Here is a 15,596-nt window from a genome sequence, read left to right as displayed (position 1 = left end):
TTTACGGGTGATACCGTAACGTTGTTGTAGCAAACAGTTTAGTTGCCTTAACCGCAAAGATACCGCATGAAAGCTATTCAACTGAGTGAAACGCATCAGCCGGTGCAGCTTATCGACGCTCCTATCCCGTCGCCCGGCCCAGACGACGTATTGATTCAACTCCGGGCGGCTGCGCTCAACCACCGCGACGTGTTTGTGCAACAGGGTTTGTACCCCGGCATGAAATTACCAACTATTCTGGGGTCCGATGGCGCGGGCGTTATCACAGAGACCGGATCAGCCGTCGACACGCTACAGATCGGTCAGGAGGTAATTATCAACCCGGCCCTGAACTGGGGCGACAATCCACGCTTTTACGGCTCCGACTTTCGGATTCTGGGCATGCCCGAAAATGGCACGTTCGCCGAGTATCTGGCCATTCCGGCTCGCTACGTACATGCCAAACCCGCGCACCTGAGGTTTGAGCAGGCTGCTGCCATACCGCTTGTGGGTCTGACGGCCTGGCGCGCACTGATGACTCGGGCCCGACTGACGCAGCATCAATCGACCGAGCGAGTGCTGATTACGGGCATTGGGGGTGGGGCCGCGCTGTCGGCGTTGCAGTTTGCGGTAGCCGCTGGGGCAGAGGTGTGGGTAACTTCGGGCGATGACGAGAAGATTCAGCGCGCTATCGAATTGGGTGCGAAAGGGGGTGTCAATTACCGGCAGGCCGACTGGCTCAAGCAGTTGATGACGCAAACCGGCGGAGGTCGGGCGGGCTACTTCGACGTTATTATCGACAGTGCGGGCGGGCCGGGTTTCGCCAAGCTGACCGATGCAGCGGCATCAGGCGGCCGTATTGTTTTCTACGGCGGCACGACCGGCAACATTACCGATCTTGTTCCGCCGAAGGTATTTTTCAAGCAACTCGACATCATGGGCACCACCATGGGTAACGAACAGGAGTTTGCCGATATGCTGGCGTTTGTTAGTCAGCACAAGATCGTTCCGGTTGTTGATAGCGTCATGCCGCTGGACGAAACCGAACAGGCGCTACGCCGAATGGACGAAGGAAAACAGTTTGGTAAGATCGTGCTATCGATTGCGGCCAACTAGGCGTTTGCCAAATTTGTTTCGCCATTTTCGTACCCAACAATAAGTTTACCTCGAAATAACCCTGCAAAGCAAGACTTATCCACAGCTCGATTGTGGATAAGTCTTGCTTTATTCACATATTCCCTTATCACCGACCGATTACGCAATCATCGGCGCAAGTGCCGTATTTTTGCCCCATGATTGAAACGGCACCATCGATTCTCCAGTCGCTAGCTCACCGACTGACAACCCGGCAGCAGGATGGTTCGCTACGGTCGTTGCGGGTGAATGACGTACTGGTCGATTTCAGTTCCAACGATTACCTCGGCTTAGCCCGATCTGCGGCCTTGCAGGCAGCGATTCAGGGAGCAGCTGCGCAGTATCCTACCCTGCGCAACGGGGCAACCGGCTCCCGACTGTTGGCCGGACAAACCGAACTGACCGACGAAGTCGAAACCGAACTGGCCCGTTTTTACCAGTCAGAGCGGGCGTTGATTTTTAATTCCGGTTACGACGCGAATATCGGTCTGCTGGCCTGCCTGCCCCAGAAAGGTGATACACTGCTAACGGATGAGTTGATCCACGCCAGCATGATCGACGGGGCGCGGCTGAGTTATGCGACTCGACACCGTTTCCGGCACAACGATCTGGCCGACCTAGAGGCCAAACTTCAGCAGGCCACCGGACAGGTGTTTGTTGCCGTCGAGTCAGTGTACTCGATGGATGGCGACTACGCTCCCCTACCCGACCTGTGCACCCTCTGCGACCGCTACGGAGCGGCTCTGATTGTCGACGAAGCCCACGCTTCGGGCGTGTACGGACCGAATGGTGAAGGGCGGGTTGTGGAACTGGGCTTGCAGGATCGGGTGCTGGCGCGGGTGCATACATTCGGCAAGGGGCTGGGCGTTCACGGCGCGGCCGTTGTGGGGTCGACGGTGCTGCGCGACTACCTGATCAACTTCGCCCGTTCCTTTATATACACAACCGCGCTACCCCCGCACAGCCTACTAGCGATTCGCGAAGCCCACCAACTCGTACAGCGCGACGCTAACGCACGGCTGCGACTCACCGACCGGCTGCATTACTTCCAGACGCAGGTTGTCGCGAAGCTTCCCAACACCCGCTGGACAGACAGTCAATCGCCGATTCAGTGCCTGCTTGTCAGTGGCAACGACGACGCCCGACGGGTAGCAGCCGCAGGGCAGCAGACTGGGCTTGACCTGCGCGCTATCCTCAGTCCGACAGTACCCATCGGACAAGAGCGTATTCGTATCTGCCTGCACGCATTCAACACAACCGACGAACTCGACCGGCTGCGATTGGTGCTTCAAACTGCCCTCCACAAGTAGCGTTTGTTGTCTCCAACAGCTTCTAGCTGCCGGGGATAACGTAATACAACCAGTTCATTTATGACATTACCTCATCAACTTATTGTTGCGGGCATCGGCACCGAAATCGGCAAAACGATTGTCTCGGCAGTGCTGACCGAAGCACTGCAAGCCGACTATTGGAAACCCGTACAGGCCGGTGGTCTGGACGATTCCGACACCGACGCCGTTCGCCGACTGGTCACAAATCCTCGCTCCCGCTTTCATCCCGAAGCGTACCGGCTTAACCAGCCGATGTCGCCCCACGCGGCTGCCGCTGCCGATGGTGTGACGCTTGAACTGGACGCCTTTCAATTACCCAAAACCGACAACGCGCTGGTCGTTGAACTGGCCGGTGGACTAATGGTGCCGCTGAACGACCACGACCTGAACGTCGATCTAGTGGCCCAGTTGGGTCTGCCGGTGGTGCTGGTGTCGCGCAACTATCTCGGCAGCATCAACCACACGCTACTGTCGGTAGCCGTTTGCCAGAGTCGGTCGATTCCGCTGGCGGGCTTGATCTTCAACGGACCGACCGTACCGACGACGGAATCGTTTATTCTCAACTACACACAGCTTCCGTGCCTGGGCCGTATCGGGCAGGAAGCGCAGCTTACACCCGATGTCATTGCCCACTACGCCCGTCAATTCGCCTAATTCGCTGCCCGAACGCGACCACCAGGTTGTCTGGCATCCGTTCACACAAATGCAAACCGCTCCGCTACCCATTCCGATTGTGCGGGGCGAGGGTTCGGTGCTGTACGCGGCCGACGGCACCACCTATCTGGACATGGTTTCGTCGTGGTGGGTTAACCTGCACGGCCACGCGCATCCGCACATTGCTCAGCGACTTGCCGAACAGGCCATTACGCTCGAACACGTCATCTTTGCCGGGTTCACGCATCAGCCCGCCGTCGAACTCGCCGAACGGCTACTGACTATACTGCCAGACAATCAGGCAAAGGTTTTCTATTCCGACAATGGCTCGACGGCGGTAGAAGTTGCGCTGAAAATGGCGTTCCAATACTGGTACAATCAGGGGAAGCCGCGCCGGAAAGTGATTGCGCTGACCGATGCGTACCACGGCGATACGTTTGGTGCGATGGCCGTGGGTGGTCGTAACGCATTCTCTGCTCCGTTCGCGCCGTTTCTATTCGACGTCGACTACCTGCCGACGCCCGTTACCGGTCAGGAAGAAGCGACGCTGGAACTGGCCCGCACCCTGTTTACCGACGACGTGGCTGCATTCATTGTCGAACCGCTGGTGCAGGGGTCGGGCGGTATGATCATGTACGAACCGGCCGTGCTGGCCGAGTTGTTCCGCCTAGCGAAAGAACAGGGCATTCTGCTAATCGCAGATGAAGTAATGACGGGTTTCGGCCGGACGGGTCGCCTGTTCGCGTCGGACTACCTGACCGAAAAAGCGGATCTGATGTGCCTGTCGAAAGGCTTAACCGGCGGGACGATGGCGCTCGGCGTGACAACCTGTACGCAGGCGATCTACGACGCGTTCCTGTCCGACGACCGGATGAAGACGCTCTTTCACGGTCACTCGTTTACAGCTAACCCCCTCGCCTGCTCGGTTGCCCTCGCTAGTATGGATTTGCTGTTGCTGGAAGAAACGCAGCAGGCAATTCAGCGCATCGAAGCAAACCACCGCCAGTTTGCCGAAACACTGAAAGGCCATACACACGTCGGTACAATCCGTCAGCAAGGTACAGTGCTGGCTTTCGATTTGAATGTGGGCGAACAGACGTCGTATTTCAACCACATCCGGGACTACGCCTATCAGTTTATGCTCGACCGGGGGATACTGATGCGTCCGCTGGGGAATGTGCTGTATCTGATGCCGCCTTACTGCACCACCGATAGCCAGTTAGAGTACGTGCATGAGCAGATCATGGCGCTGTTGGCTAGTCTGTAGTCTCAAACAGCATCTTGCTGTTTGTCTTGCAGCATTTGTTGTGCGTGAAGAGCAGACAGTAAGATGCTGTTTGAAACAATGCTCAGCTAACCGCCCTTGTCGTGTATTTATCCATAACATCGCTGGGGTGAATTTCCAGCACGTGAGCAAGGACAAGCAGGACAAGTGTGCGCGACGCGATCTTTCGGGAGATCCCGGCGATGGACGCAAACAGATCGACCGTGATACTGCTGTGTTCGCCGAGGTGCTGCATCAGCTTATGCTCCTTATCACCGTAGGTAAAACGGATGGAGCGTTCGGCCTGCTGCCCCTTCAGAATTTCGCGCACCTCCCGACTAGCCTGCACCGACTTATCGGCGACGCGGACATAAGCCTTCTTGTTGTCGGGGTCGTTTTCCGGGTCGGGAATGATGTAGTGGGGGCGGGTCGGGCTGGGCGGCACCCGGATCACCAATACTTCGCGCTCGTCGTAGAGCTGTACGCGGTCGATGGTGTACGAAATGCGGGGGAAGCAGTACTTGTTGATAGCCCGGACGAGCAGGTACTCGTCTTCGTCGGCGTATTTCAGCCCCCGGATGGTCTTGTCGTCTGCCACGCCGATAAGCATGATTCCGCCGTATGTATTGGCGAAGGCGACGATTCCCCGGATAATTTTTTCGGGGTGATTTGTCTTCAGTTTAAACTCTAAACTACTACCCTCTCCCCGTCTGACCAGGTTCTTGAGTGCCTGATAGTCCATAACCGATGGGTTCATCTGGTTGAGTACTGACTGGTTATAAAGATACGAATTTTCCAATGACTTGCAAGTGTTTGCTCCCAATCTCTATTTTGCGTTAAAAAGTAACCGCTCGGCGGTCAACTTTTCACCAAAACATTCCGTTAATTATCGGGAGTGGTCGACGGCTCAGACCCTCGGTTCGTAGCAACCGGAAGATCGATGCCGCAGACCGGTTCGCAGTTGTTTGTCTTACTCAGAAAACACAAAAATGCTGGTAAACATTGCTCTCGTAATTGGTACTTTTCTGTTCATGGAAGGCGTAGCCTGGTTTACGCACAAGTACATTATGCATGGTGTGCTGTGGAGTTGGCACCGCGATCACCACAACCATCACAAGGGTTTTTTCGAAATAAACGATCTCTTCGCTGTTGTGTTCGCCGTCGTTGCCATCGGGTTGTTTCTGGCTGGCGTCGGAATCCCTGGACTAGCCTTTCTGACCTGGATTGGCGCTGGTGTAACCCTATACGGTGCCTTCTATTTTCTGTTTCATGACGTCATCGTACACCGCCGGGTCAAGATGAAGTTCGACACAAGCGGGCGGTATATGCAGCGCATCATGCGGGCACATTACATACACCACAAGGTTCACACCAAAGAGGGTGCCGAAGCGTTTGGATTTCTGTACGCCCCTAAACGTTACGACCGCTCGGTGAAAGAGCCGAAAGCTACCTCCACGAAAGAATCAGCTAACTAAGCTAAAGAGACAGCCTAAGCTGTCTCTTTTTTTATGCCGGGCGCTTGTCAAACCACGGCCTTTCCTGTTCGAGCTGGCTAGCCAGCCGAAACAGTGTGGCCTCATCACCCATGCGACCAGAAAACATAACGCCAATCGGTAAGCACTCTGCTGACCAGTGCAGCGGTACCGACATCGACGGCTGACCGGTCATGTTGGCAATGACGGTGTACGAGATATATCCCAGCGACTTCTCGGCCAGTTCGGCGATCATTTTTGTTCCTTTCAGGTATTTAAGTCCCCGCATGGCATCGACCAGTTTCATGGTCCGCTCTTCCGATGCCGAATTCTGAAACGCCCCAATTTTGATCGGCGGACGTGGTAGCGTGGGCGTTAGAAACAGATCGTAGGTTTCGTGGAATTGACCCATCGCTCGGTTGAGGCTATTCCAGCGACGTTTCTGGTAAGCTACATCAGCTGCGGTGAAACCTTCCGCTAGTCGGCCCAGTGCCCATGTGTTCAGTTCTACATCGTCCCGCCGGACGGGTCGGCCCAGGTACTGACTGATTTCGCGCAGGGTAGCTGCCGTTTCGCTCAGCACGTTCACGAAAAAGGCTTCCGTCACAATCGTTTTTTCGTAGGGCAGCGGCACTTCTTCAACTGTATGGCCTAGCTTTTCCAGTAACTGCGCCGTCTCCTGAACAGCCTTGATGCATTCCGGGTCGGTGGCCTGTGACGGCATGAGGTGCTGTGTTGAGAAGGCAATCCGTAGCTTGCCCGGCTCCCGTTTCACTTCCTCGGCATAAGACCGCTCTGGAGCTGCAATCTGGTATGGGTCGCCGGGGGCGTAACCGGCGATGGCGTCGAGCAGGCCCGCACTGTCACGCACCGACCGGGTCAGGGCGTGCCCGATAACGGCACCGTTCCAAAGTTCGCCGTAGTTCGGCCCCAGCGACACGCGCCCCCGCGACGGTTTCAGACCAAACAAGCCACAACACGAGGCCGGAATTCGGATCGAACCGCCACCGTCACTGGCCGTTGCTGCCGGAACGATACCTGCTGCCACCGCTACCGCAGAACCGCCACTCGACCCACCGGGTGAATAGGCCGTATTCCACGGATTGCGCGCCGGGCCGTACAACTTCGATTCAGTATAGGGTGTCAGGCCAAATTCAGGCGTATTTGTTTTGCCGAACGGCACCAGCCCCGCTTGCAGAAAACGACGGACGGTGTCGCTGTCGGTGGGGGATACGTAGTTGGCGTAGGCCCGGCTACCCGACTTCAGCGGTGTTCCGGCCCAGCCCAGTTCGAGGTCTTTCAGCAGAAACGGCACCCCTCGAAACGGCGCGTCGACGGGTAATCGACTGGCGACTTCGCGTCCTTTTTCATACAGGGGCGTTACAATGGCGTTCAGCTCTGGGTTGACGGCTTCAGCGCGGGCAATGGCCGTAGCCAGCAGTTCATCGGGCGTTACGTCGCCGGAGCGGACAAGTCTGGCCAGAGCGGTTGCGTCGTGTCGGACGTATTCGTCAAACGGAAGTGGTTTTGTGGCGGGATTCATCAGCAATGGTCGGTTCAGGAATAGCTAGACGCAATGTCTATTTTTTCCGTCATTTATCCGTCCATCACCGCAACTTGGTCCCCTCGGCTACTTCGCCACTACGTTCTTCCCAGCTTTATCGGGGTCGATCAGGTGATCGTCGGCGGGATCGGTCAGGACGTCGCCGAACCAACGTACTCGCTGCGCCCGACCGGCCTCATCGCCCAAGTCGAGTAGGCGAATACCACCGGGCAGGTCGGCCGTTGGGGCTTCCCATACAAGTTGCAGCCCCACCCAAGCCAGCGTTTCGTTCAGCGGTTCTTCGAGCGCACTATTGCCGAATATGCATAGATCGAAATAGTCAGCCAGACTTTCACCGGCCACCGACTCGGCAACCGCCCGGTAATCGTCCAGCGTGTAGCCAACGAACGGTTTGCCGAAGCGCGTCCACATCTGCCGCATCACGTCGTCGAGCGAGCGGGCGTGGTTGGTCAGTCGGCGGATGCGCAGGTCGAGAATCAGCGCGGCAATGGCTCCTTTGTGGTAGACCGACACTTTCCGGTCAGGAACGCCTTTCTCGTAGCCATCAAGCCACAAATCCCACGACGATTCGGTCAGCGACTGAAACGCCCGGCCGTTATTCTCGAAATGCCGTTTGAATACGACCTGTAACTCTTTCAGATATGCATCGTCATCGAATACCCCCGACCGGCGCAGCATCAGATCGCCATAGTAGGTCGTAACGCCCTCGGCCACGAAGCAAGTGGTAAAGTAATTTTCGCGGGTAAAATCGTAGGGAAGCAGTTCGGTCGGCCGAATACGGATGATGTTCCAGGCATGAAACAGTTCGTGTGACGCCACGCCCAGTAAATCGTTGTATAGACCCGCACCTTCATCAGCGGGGCCAAGCACCAGCACCGTCGAGTTGCGGTGCTCGACACCATGGTAATAAGCCACCGGCAGCACCAGCGTCAGAAAATGGTAATCGCCTTCGGGGAATTCACCGTACATGGCGACTTGCTGCGCCGAGAAGCGGGTGAAGTCGCGCACAATCCGATCGGCATCGAAGGCGGGCGTATTATCGGTACGCCAGCCTCCGTGAATCCAGACGTGAAACTGCGTTTTCTGCACTTCGTACTGGATGTGCTGCAAACCGGGCGCAGCTAGCAGCGGGCAGTCGACCAGCTCGTAAAAGTCAGCCGCCTGTAACTGCACCGGGCCGGTCGTATCGGCGGAGTCATCGACGCGCGTCAGGCCACAGGCAATCATCCAGTTACGCGGAATATCGAGGTCGAGCGTACAGGGGTCGTTGATATGCCCTTCCGCGTACAGGCACAAGTTCACCGGGTTGACGTACAGCAGCGTTTCATCAATGAAACTGCTACCCGCGTTGAGCTGATGAGCTGCCGGGAGCAGGCTGTAGAAATTGTACCGGGCAATGATCGACGTACCGGTTTTGGTAATTACCCGCCAGCGGTCTTTCGTGATCTTGCGGAACGGCAGCGGCTGCCCGGTTTCGTCGGTAATCGTGAACCGCTGAATGTTTTTGGCAAAGTGCTGCAACTCATACCGACCGGGGCGCCAGGCAGGTAGCTGGAGTTCGACCACCGTATGCGGGGCCACCGCCGACAGCGTAGCCTCAACAGCAATGTAGTATGGCAATTCAGGATCGGCAGACAGGCGGTAGTGCATGAGCGGAGGGCAAAAGTCGGTGAGTCGTCTGCGAAGATAACCGGCGATATTGGCCAAAGGGTTTCGTAAAATCGCCTTGCCAGCCAGCAGATTGATAAATTTGCCCGATTAAATCGGCCGGATACGCTATTTCATTGGCTGACAGCCACCAATTTCCGAATCGACGTTTGGTTAAACCGAAGCGTTCTGCTATTTTTGCGGACTCATTTCGGAACTCAGAAGTTTTTAGGCAACATAGATCATGAAAAGAACGTACCAACCATCGAACCGGAAGCGGAAAAACAAGCACGGCTTCCGCGAGCGGATGTCAACCGCCAATGGCCGTCAAGTACTGGCCCGCCGTCGTGCCAAAGGTCGCTGGAAGCTGACCGTCTCGGACGAGAAAAAAGGCGATCGCTTTAAAGTTTAATCCCCGGTTTCTGGTTCGTCGTTGGGCGTCCTGCCGGACTCCAAACGTCAGCCTACTCATATGCGGCAAACCTTCACGAAATCGGAGCGGCTTTGCAGCAAAAAAATTCTGGGTGAACTCTTTACAAAAGGTAGTACGGCCGTTGGGACGTTCTACCTTTTTCCGTTTAGGGTGCTCTATCTCAACAAGCCCGAAGCCGCCGACGCGCTTCCGGCCATCGTCATTACGGTTCCCAAACGGCAGTTTAAACGGGCCGTCGACCGCAACCTGATCCGTCGACGTGTGCGCGAAGCCTACCGGCTCAACAAGCACCTGCTCTTCCCCCCAACGGTCGCACCCGCCCCCTGCCTTCGCACCTCGCCCTGCTTTATACGGCCAAGCAGATTATTTCGTTTGAGGAGATAGAAAAAGGTATGAAATTAGCCTTAGGAAAAATGTAGTTTAAGGTTTGTTGTTTAACGTTCAAGGTTGTTTCCGCAATTGGACTAGTTACTCAATAGTAGACTTTAAACCATAAACCTTAAACCTCCCATGCATCTCAGCAAACGTTTGACGCTTTTCGCCACTGCCGGGCTCGTAGCGGGTGGTATCAGCCTGTTTTCGTTCAAGAACGACGACCGCTTCTTTGAAATCGCCCGTAACCTCGACATCTACGCGACACTGTTCAAGGAACTGAACATGTACTATGTCGACGAGATCAACCCCAACCGGATGGTGAAAAGCAGTATCGACGCGATGCTGAAAGGGCTTGATCCGTACACGAATTTCTACGCCGAAGACGAGATCGAAGATTACATGACCATGACCACCGGTCGCTACAATGGCATCGGCGCGGTGATCGGGCAGCGGCAGGGCAAAAACGTCGTGCTGATGATCTACGAAGGCACACCGGCTGAAAAATCGGGTTTGCAGATCGGCGACGAGATTCTGAAAATCGACGGGGTCGACCTGAAAAGCCGGAAGGATGCCGACGCGGGTAAACTCATCAAGGGGCAGAACAACACGGCCGTCAAGCTGGCCGTAAAACGCTACGGCGTGACGGCTCCGGTCGAGGTGACGGTAATGCGCGACGTGGTGAAGATGACCAACGTACCCTACTACGGGATGCTCTCGGACGATGTGGGCTATATCGACCTGAAAGATTTTACGGCGACGGCGTCGCGGGAAGTGCGGACGGCGGTGCAGGAGCTGAAAGGTAAAGGCATGAAAAAGCTGGTGCTTGACGTGCGCGAGAACCCCGGCGGACTGCTCAACATGGCCATCGACATCTGCAACATCTTTATCCCGAAGGATTCGGAAGTGGTAACGACGAAGGGCAAGGTGACCGAGTGGAACAAGACCTACACGGCTATGAATGCGCCGATGGATCTGGAGATTCCGCTGATCGTACTGACCAACAGCCATAGCGCGTCGGCGGCTGAGATCGTATCGGGCGTGATTCAGGATTACGACCGGGGGGTGCTGATCGGGCAGCGGACATACGGCAAAGGGCTGGTACAGACTACCCGCGAACTGTCGTTCAATACCAAGCTCAAGATCACGACGGCCAAGTATTACATCCCCAGTGGGCGGTGCATTCAGGCCATCGACTATAGCCACCGCAATCCCGACGGCAGCGTAGGTAAGATCCCCGATTCGCTGCAAACCGCGTTTAAGACAAAAGCGGGTCGTCCGGTATATGACGGTGGCGGGGTACTGCCCGATCTCGTGACAGAGAATCAGCTTGCCGCACCGATTGCGCAGAGTCTGACCAATAAAGGACTGATTTTCGACTACGCGGTGAAGTACCGCCACGACCACCCGACGATCAAACCCGCCCGTGAATTCCGCCTGACCGACGCCGAATACGCCGACTTCATGAAGTGGGTGGCCAACAAGGATTACGACTACACGACGCAGGTAGAAAAGGACCTCGGTACGCTGGAAGCATCGGCCAAGAAGGAAAAATATTTCGACCTGATTCAGGATCAGCTTAAGTCGCTCAAGACGAAGATGTCGCACAGCAAAGACGCCGACCTGATGACGTTCCGCAACGAAGTCCGCGCTTTGCTCGACGAAGAGATTGCTGGGCATTATTATCTTCAAAAGGGCATCAAGGAAGCATCGTTTGCCGACGATACGGAGTTGAAAGCGGCCCTCGACCTGTTCAAAGACATGAACCGGTACAACTCGATTTTGAAAAAGAAGTAATCTGTGCTTATTCTTTCCCTCGACACCTCGACCACCGTCTGCTCCGTTGCCCTGCATCAGGACGGCACGCTGCTGGGGTGTTACGAACTGTTTATCGAACGCACGTCATCGGCCATGCTGACCAGCCTGATCGATGATGTCGTGCGGCAAACGGGTTTTACGCTCGATCAGCTCGACGCCGTAGCCGTAGCAATGGGGCCGGGTTCGTACACGGGTTTGCGCATCGGCGTATCGACGGCGAAAGGACTGTGTTTTGCGCTCGGCAAGCCACTCGTGGCAGTGAACACACTGGCGGCAATGGCTGAGCAGATTCGCGGTTTCTACCCCGCCGATACGTTGCTTTGCCCGATGATCGACGCCCGGCGTATGGAAGTCTACTGCGCCTTTTATGACACGGCTGGCGAAGAACGCATACCGACGAAAGCCGAAATCATCGACGCGGATTCATTCGGCGAACAACTGGCGCAGCACCCGGTCGTTTTCTTCGGCGACGGGGCCGCTAAGTGCCGGGCCGTGCTGGGGCAACACCCGCAGGCCATCTTCCCGGAGCAGGCCGTAACGCCCTCCGCCCGGACGGTTGGCAAGCTGGCGACGTCCCTGTTTGCCTCCGGGCAAATCGAAGACCCGGCCACGTTCGAGCCGTTCTACCTCAAAGATTTCATGACGACGCAGCCGCGCAAAGCGGTTGTTTAAGATTTAAACACTAGCCGTACAGAAAACACCGAGTTTGTAAAACCTTTGTGTTCTCCGTGCCTCTGTGTTTAAAATAAATCGTTGCTTTGCGGGTATGAAACATACGCTTACCCTACTCTTACTCAGCGTTGGCCTGACGGCTTTCGGACAAGCTTCCGTCGCTTATTACCCCTTCAACAACGTCGTATCGGTCAGTAGCAACGCCGACCGCGCCTTTTGGGTCGATGCGCGTGTACAAACCAACACGGTCTTCGGGTCGCTTAGCACGACGTTTTGTCCGATGGTCAACGTTGTTCGGAAAGAGCACATCAACTACTACACCGGCCTGGGTATCCGGGCCAATTTCCTGAACGGGATCGATAATCGCGATGTGCTGGAAGGGTATTCGCTGCATATCGGGGCGCGGGCACACGTACCGTTTGTGCCGAATCTGCGGGTAGCGGTGGAGATTGCGCCGTACTCTCGCAAAGATTTGAAAGTTGGCGTGTTGCAGTCGTTCCTAGGAATCGCCTACCAGTTCGCCAAGAAGCCAAAGCCGCTATAGTTTTCCGTCTGTCATGGCTCGGGCCGGGTGGCCGGTGCCATGACAAAAACCGCCATTGTAACAACTCTATTTCGCCCCGTCGGCTTTGGCCCAGTTGGTAGCCAGTGTACCTACGTTGGTGCCTAGCTGCGTACCAGCATCGATGCTGAAGCGGTACTGCGTACCAGCGTAGAGCGTTGAGATGATCGCGGCATCACTCTGCTTTTTCAGCCAGGTCGTTTCGACCGGAAACAGATACGTCAGGATGGTGTTGGCGGCTGCGGATTGGGACGCATGGTCACTGACGTAGGCGGGACTGTTCGGTATCAGTACCGACGTTTTGATCTGCGGGTCGAGCTGCGAGGGGCGCGGCACGAAATAAGTGTACTTTGCCTGCCAGCCTACCGTCGTCACGTCGTGCAGGGCGCGGTTGAGCAGCGCATAAGTCCGGGCCGCCCGGAGTTCGTTCTGCCGGTCTTCCTGAAGCAATTGCTCAGCAATTAGGTTCCAGTGCCCAGCGATAGTGTATGTCGCCTGTCCGTCGTTCCAGTAGTCGGCGGTGGCCCATTGGTCGCGGGTACGGCTGTCGGCGGTGTTGCGTACTTCGGCCAGAGCCGTTTGAAAGGCGGTGCTGCTGGTTGCAGGGGGCGCAGCGGGAGCCAGCCGGGCTACGGTCGTCGAATCGAACCAGGTTTTGACGCGTCCCGCCAGTGGCACTACCGGCACACGGGCCGGAATTTCCAGACTTTGCCACGTCACGTCGTAGGGGGCGCGCGCTTTCAGGCTCGTCCAGCTATCGGTGGCCGTGCTGAACCGGTCGGTACGGGCGCGGGTCAGGGCCACAGCCGCAACCGAAGCCGCCAGCGTTTCACCCGCCTTCACATCACTCGCTACGTTGATTCCGCCCCAAAGCTGACTCTGTTTGTGCTCGGTTGCTTTCGCCCTGATGTATTCGGCTTCGTTCGGGAAGAAATATGTCAGGATCTGCGCCGACGTTTCGGCAATCGCAGCCCCTTCCGAGGGATACGACGGCACATCGGCGACGGGCACCCGCGTCACCAGTCCCTGCCGGTTGAGCGACGGGCGGTTGTACTGGTATTTCGCCCGCCATGCCACGACCAGCGCATCGTACTGAGCGGCACCCAGCAAGGCATACAGCCGGGTGGCAAACGGCAAACTGGCAACAGGCGCGTTGGGGTCAGTGGCCAGATATTGGCCCGTCGCGTCGTTGAAGATCGGGGCTGTGTTGTATTTGGCGACCAATTGACGGGCAATTTGATTCCAACGCACTACGCCACCCTGCCCCCAGTAATTCACCGCCGTATTCTGCGCCGGGGTCGACGTCAGCAGGCCATTCTTCACCGACGTCAGTTCGGTTTGGTAAGCATCCGACGTAATGGCGGTTGGTGCGGAAACCGTAATCGTTGCCGCCGACGACAGCAGGACCGTGCGCCAGGTGCCCCCATCGGCGTCGTTCGTGGCTGGTTCAAAATACGGCAGTACACCTTCGCTGATTGTATTTTCCTTACAGCCCGTCAGCCCTGCACCCGCCAGCAGCAGGGTCAGGCACAGGTTGCGTACCATTGTTGTATAGGTCATGCCCGGATTCCGGTTGAATGTGCTTAGTTGCCGATGATAATGCCCCCACTCAGGCGGGTCGATTTGCCGATGTTCTGGCCTTCGAGCGTCGTGCTGTAGCCGAAGTTCAGCCCCAGCCGCCCGACGAGCCGTAGAAACAGCGTGCCGCCCACCCGCCGAAAGCCAATGGCATTGGTCGGGAACGGAATACCGGGGCCAATGTCGGTACCGGCGGCATAAGGCGTTTGTTGCTGCCCCCACACATCGACGTATACCCGCTTCGTGGCATAGCCCGTTCGAACGATGAACTCCGTTACGTCGGGCACATTGACTTTCATCCCGCTGTTTGGATTGACCTGACTGGGGTCGTATACGTTAACGATCCGGTCGAGGGTAACGGGCCCACGGCGGATGTAACCTGCCTGTCCGGTCAGGAAAAAGCCGCCTGATTTGTAGTGGAGCATCGTCCGCCCGTCGATGTTTTTCGACCCCTGCCCTAGCGCCAGTATGTTATCATTGACGTAGTTCTGAATGGGCATCGTGTAGCCCAATGCAAACAGCCACGACAACCGCGAATTACCAAATTTATAGTCGAACGCTTCCCAGCGGAGCGCGGCCGTAACATCCTGAAAGCCTTCCTGTTTGGGCTGATAACCCGCACTCGCTTCAGTGCGTATGTACGGTGCCGACACGATCAGGTCGAGGTCGTAACCCAGGCCGTAGACGCCGTACAGATTGATAGCCTGCGTCGTGACGGTGCCCAGATTTGGGTCGCGGAAAGGCGTAGTGCCCCGGTAATAGGTGTCGTAGGTTTCCTGCGAATAGGTAACAGCCAAACTGGCTTTACGGTCACCTTTCATAAAGCCATCCATCAGGCCCTGCGCCGTGGTCAGCAACGGCAATTGCACAGAAAGGAGGATCAGAATAAGTCGGATACGTTGTTGCATAGGCACACTGTAGGAACGTAAAGGTACACGATCCGGTATGTTCACCCACGCAATCCGTCCAATTTATAGCTACCGGAAACGCGTGAGTCCGCCCGAAAACGATGCTGCTTCCGGGCGGACTCGATGACATATTGACTACCTGATTATGTCGCATAAGACAGCTTCCAGCTGTCGCAGCCACGTCTAACCATGCAATCGCACTTAGCCT

General features: G+C 56.4%; 15 protein-coding genes. 10 read left to right on the top strand and 5 right to left on the bottom strand.

Annotated elements, in window-relative coordinates; genetic code table 11:
- Nucleotides 1-66 precede the first annotated feature (66 nt).
- The 4 genes from HH216_RS08660 to bioA all read left to right on the top strand — a co-directional run bounded on the left by HH216_RS08660 (nucleotide 67) and on the right by bioA (nucleotide 4,365).
- Entirely contained in the window at nucleotides 67-1,095 is a 1,029-nt protein-coding gene (locus tag HH216_RS08660) for a zinc-binding dehydrogenase (protein WP_169550460.1), read from the top strand.
- 176 nt (nucleotides 1,096-1,271) lie between these two features.
- Complete coding sequence (locus HH216_RS08655) at nucleotides 1,272-2,423, top strand: aminotransferase class I/II-fold pyridoxal phosphate-dependent enzyme (RefSeq protein WP_169550459.1); 1,152 nt, start codon at nucleotides 1,272-1,274, stop codon at nucleotides 2,421-2,423.
- Nucleotides 2,424-2,483: 60 nt separating this feature from the next.
- Complete coding sequence (gene bioD / locus HH216_RS08650) at nucleotides 2,484-3,098, top strand: dethiobiotin synthase (RefSeq protein WP_169550458.1); 615 nt, start codon at nucleotides 2,484-2,486, stop codon at nucleotides 3,096-3,098.
- Nucleotides 3,064-4,365, top strand: a complete 1,302-nt coding sequence (gene bioA / locus HH216_RS08645; protein WP_169550457.1) for an adenosylmethionine--8-amino-7-oxononanoate transaminase — start codon at nucleotides 3,064-3,066, stop codon at nucleotides 4,363-4,365. The genes bioD and bioA overlap by 35 nt, the downstream gene beginning before the upstream one ends.
- An 82-nt stretch (nucleotides 4,366-4,447) precedes the next feature.
- Here the strand turns inward: bioA and HH216_RS08640 are convergent, their stop codons facing one another.
- Nucleotides 4,448-5,119, bottom strand: coding sequence for an AlbA family DNA-binding domain-containing protein (locus tag HH216_RS08640; protein WP_169553309.1), 672 nt, complete (start codon nucleotides 5,117-5,119; stop codon nucleotides 4,448-4,450).
- A 232-nt stretch (nucleotides 5,120-5,351) separates the two neighbouring features.
- Between HH216_RS08640 and HH216_RS08635 the strand changes: the two genes are divergently transcribed.
- The gene (locus HH216_RS08635; protein ID WP_169550456.1) at nucleotides 5,352-5,837 is read left to right on the top strand and encodes a sterol desaturase family protein; all 486 of its coding nucleotides are present in this window, start codon (nucleotides 5,352-5,354) and stop codon (nucleotides 5,835-5,837) included.
- A gap of 31 nt (nucleotides 5,838-5,868) precedes the next feature.
- Here the strand turns inward: HH216_RS08635 and HH216_RS08630 are convergent, their stop codons facing one another.
- The gene (locus HH216_RS08630) at nucleotides 5,869-7,377 is read right to left on the bottom strand and encodes an amidase (protein ID WP_169550455.1); all 1,509 of its coding nucleotides are present in this window, start codon (nucleotides 7,375-7,377) and stop codon (nucleotides 5,869-5,871) included.
- A gap of 87 nt (nucleotides 7,378-7,464) precedes the next feature.
- The gene (locus tag HH216_RS08625) at nucleotides 7,465-9,048 is read right to left on the bottom strand and encodes a M61 family metallopeptidase (RefSeq protein ID WP_169550454.1); all 1,584 of its coding nucleotides are present in this window, start codon (nucleotides 9,046-9,048) and stop codon (nucleotides 7,465-7,467) included.
- A gap of 241 nt (nucleotides 9,049-9,289) precedes the next feature.
- Here HH216_RS08625 and rpmH point away from each other — a divergent pair, with 241 nt between their 5' ends.
- The 5 genes from rpmH (at nucleotide 9,290) to HH216_RS08600 (ending at nucleotide 12,884) form a co-directional block, all read left to right on the top strand.
- The gene (gene rpmH, locus HH216_RS08620) at nucleotides 9,290-9,457 is read left to right on the top strand and encodes a 50S ribosomal protein L34 (protein ID WP_106137324.1); all 168 of its coding nucleotides are present in this window, start codon (nucleotides 9,290-9,292) and stop codon (nucleotides 9,455-9,457) included.
- Between the two features lie 60 nt (nucleotides 9,458-9,517).
- Nucleotides 9,518-9,862 (top strand): ribonuclease P protein component, encoded by a 345-nt coding sequence (locus HH216_RS08615; RefSeq protein WP_254448745.1) that lies wholly within the window; start codon nucleotides 9,518-9,520, stop codon nucleotides 9,860-9,862.
- Nucleotides 9,863-9,988: 126 nt separating this feature from the next.
- A complete protein-coding gene (locus tag HH216_RS08610; protein ID WP_169550453.1) occupies nucleotides 9,989-11,647 on the top strand; it encodes a S41 family peptidase in 1,659 nt (552 codons plus the stop codon).
- A 3-nt stretch (nucleotides 11,648-11,650) separates the two neighbouring features.
- Nucleotides 11,651-12,340: a tRNA (adenosine(37)-N6)-threonylcarbamoyltransferase complex dimerization subunit type 1 TsaB gene (gene tsaB / locus HH216_RS08605; protein WP_169550452.1), complete on the top strand. Its 690-nt coding sequence runs from the start codon at nucleotides 11,651-11,653 to the stop codon at nucleotides 12,338-12,340.
- Nucleotides 12,341-12,434: 94 nt separating this feature from the next.
- Entirely contained in the window at nucleotides 12,435-12,884 is a 450-nt protein-coding gene (locus HH216_RS08600) for a hypothetical protein (RefSeq protein ID WP_169550451.1), read from the top strand.
- A gap of 66 nt (nucleotides 12,885-12,950) precedes the next feature.
- Here the strand turns inward: HH216_RS08600 and HH216_RS08595 are convergent, their stop codons facing one another.
- The gene (locus HH216_RS08595; RefSeq protein WP_254448744.1) at nucleotides 12,951-14,462 is read right to left on the bottom strand and encodes a phosphatase PAP2 family protein; all 1,512 of its coding nucleotides are present in this window, start codon (nucleotides 14,460-14,462) and stop codon (nucleotides 12,951-12,953) included.
- 23 nt (nucleotides 14,463-14,485) lie between these two features.
- Nucleotides 14,486-15,388, bottom strand: coding sequence for a hypothetical protein (locus tag HH216_RS08590; RefSeq protein ID WP_169550450.1), 903 nt, complete (start codon nucleotides 15,386-15,388; stop codon nucleotides 14,486-14,488).
- Between the last annotated feature and the right edge of the window lie 208 nt (nucleotides 15,389-15,596).

The organism is Spirosoma rhododendri (assembly GCF_012849055.1).
GTDB classification, from domain to species: domain Bacteria; phylum Bacteroidota; class Bacteroidia; order Cytophagales; family Spirosomataceae; genus Spirosoma; species Spirosoma rhododendri.
The sequence above is the reverse complement of the archived record's forward strand: the minus strand, read 5'-3'. Positions and strand labels throughout refer to the sequence as shown.

Coding starts and splice junctions, on each gene's coding strand:
- HH216_RS08660 (WP_169550460.1), top strand. CDS start 67: ATGAAAGCTATTCAACTGAGTGAAACGCATCAGCCGGTGCAGCTTATC.
- HH216_RS08655 (WP_169550459.1), top strand. CDS start 1,272: ATGATTGAAACGGCACCATCGATTCTCCAGTCGCTAGCTCACCGACTG.
- bioD (WP_169550458.1), top strand. CDS start 2,484: ATGACATTACCTCATCAACTTATTGTTGCGGGCATCGGCACCGAAATC.
- bioA (WP_169550457.1), top strand. CDS start 3,064: ATGTCATTGCCCACTACGCCCGTCAATTCGCCTAATTCGCTGCCCGAA.
- HH216_RS08640 (WP_169553309.1), bottom strand. CDS start 5,119: ATGAACCCATCGGTTATGGACTATCAGGCACTCAAGAACCTGGTCAGA.
- HH216_RS08635 (WP_169550456.1), top strand. CDS start 5,352: ATGCTGGTAAACATTGCTCTCGTAATTGGTACTTTTCTGTTCATGGAA.
- HH216_RS08630 (WP_169550455.1), bottom strand. CDS start 7,377: ATGAATCCCGCCACAAAACCACTTCCGTTTGACGAATACGTCCGACAC.
- HH216_RS08625 (WP_169550454.1), bottom strand. CDS start 9,048: ATGCACTACCGCCTGTCTGCCGATCCTGAATTGCCATACTACATTGCT.
- rpmH (WP_106137324.1), top strand. CDS start 9,290: ATGAAAAGAACGTACCAACCATCGAACCGGAAGCGGAAAAACAAGCAC.
- HH216_RS08615 (WP_254448745.1), top strand. CDS start 9,518: ATGCGGCAAACCTTCACGAAATCGGAGCGGCTTTGCAGCAAAAAAATT.
- HH216_RS08610 (WP_169550453.1), top strand. CDS start 9,989: ATGCATCTCAGCAAACGTTTGACGCTTTTCGCCACTGCCGGGCTCGTA.
- HH216_RS08600 (WP_169550451.1), top strand. CDS start 12,435: ATGAAACATACGCTTACCCTACTCTTACTCAGCGTTGGCCTGACGGCT.
- HH216_RS08595 (WP_254448744.1), bottom strand. CDS start 14,462: ATGACCTATACAACAATGGTACGCAACCTGTGCCTGACCCTGCTGCTG.
- HH216_RS08590 (WP_169550450.1), bottom strand. CDS start 15,388: ATGCAACAACGTATCCGACTTATTCTGATCCTCCTTTCTGTGCAATTG.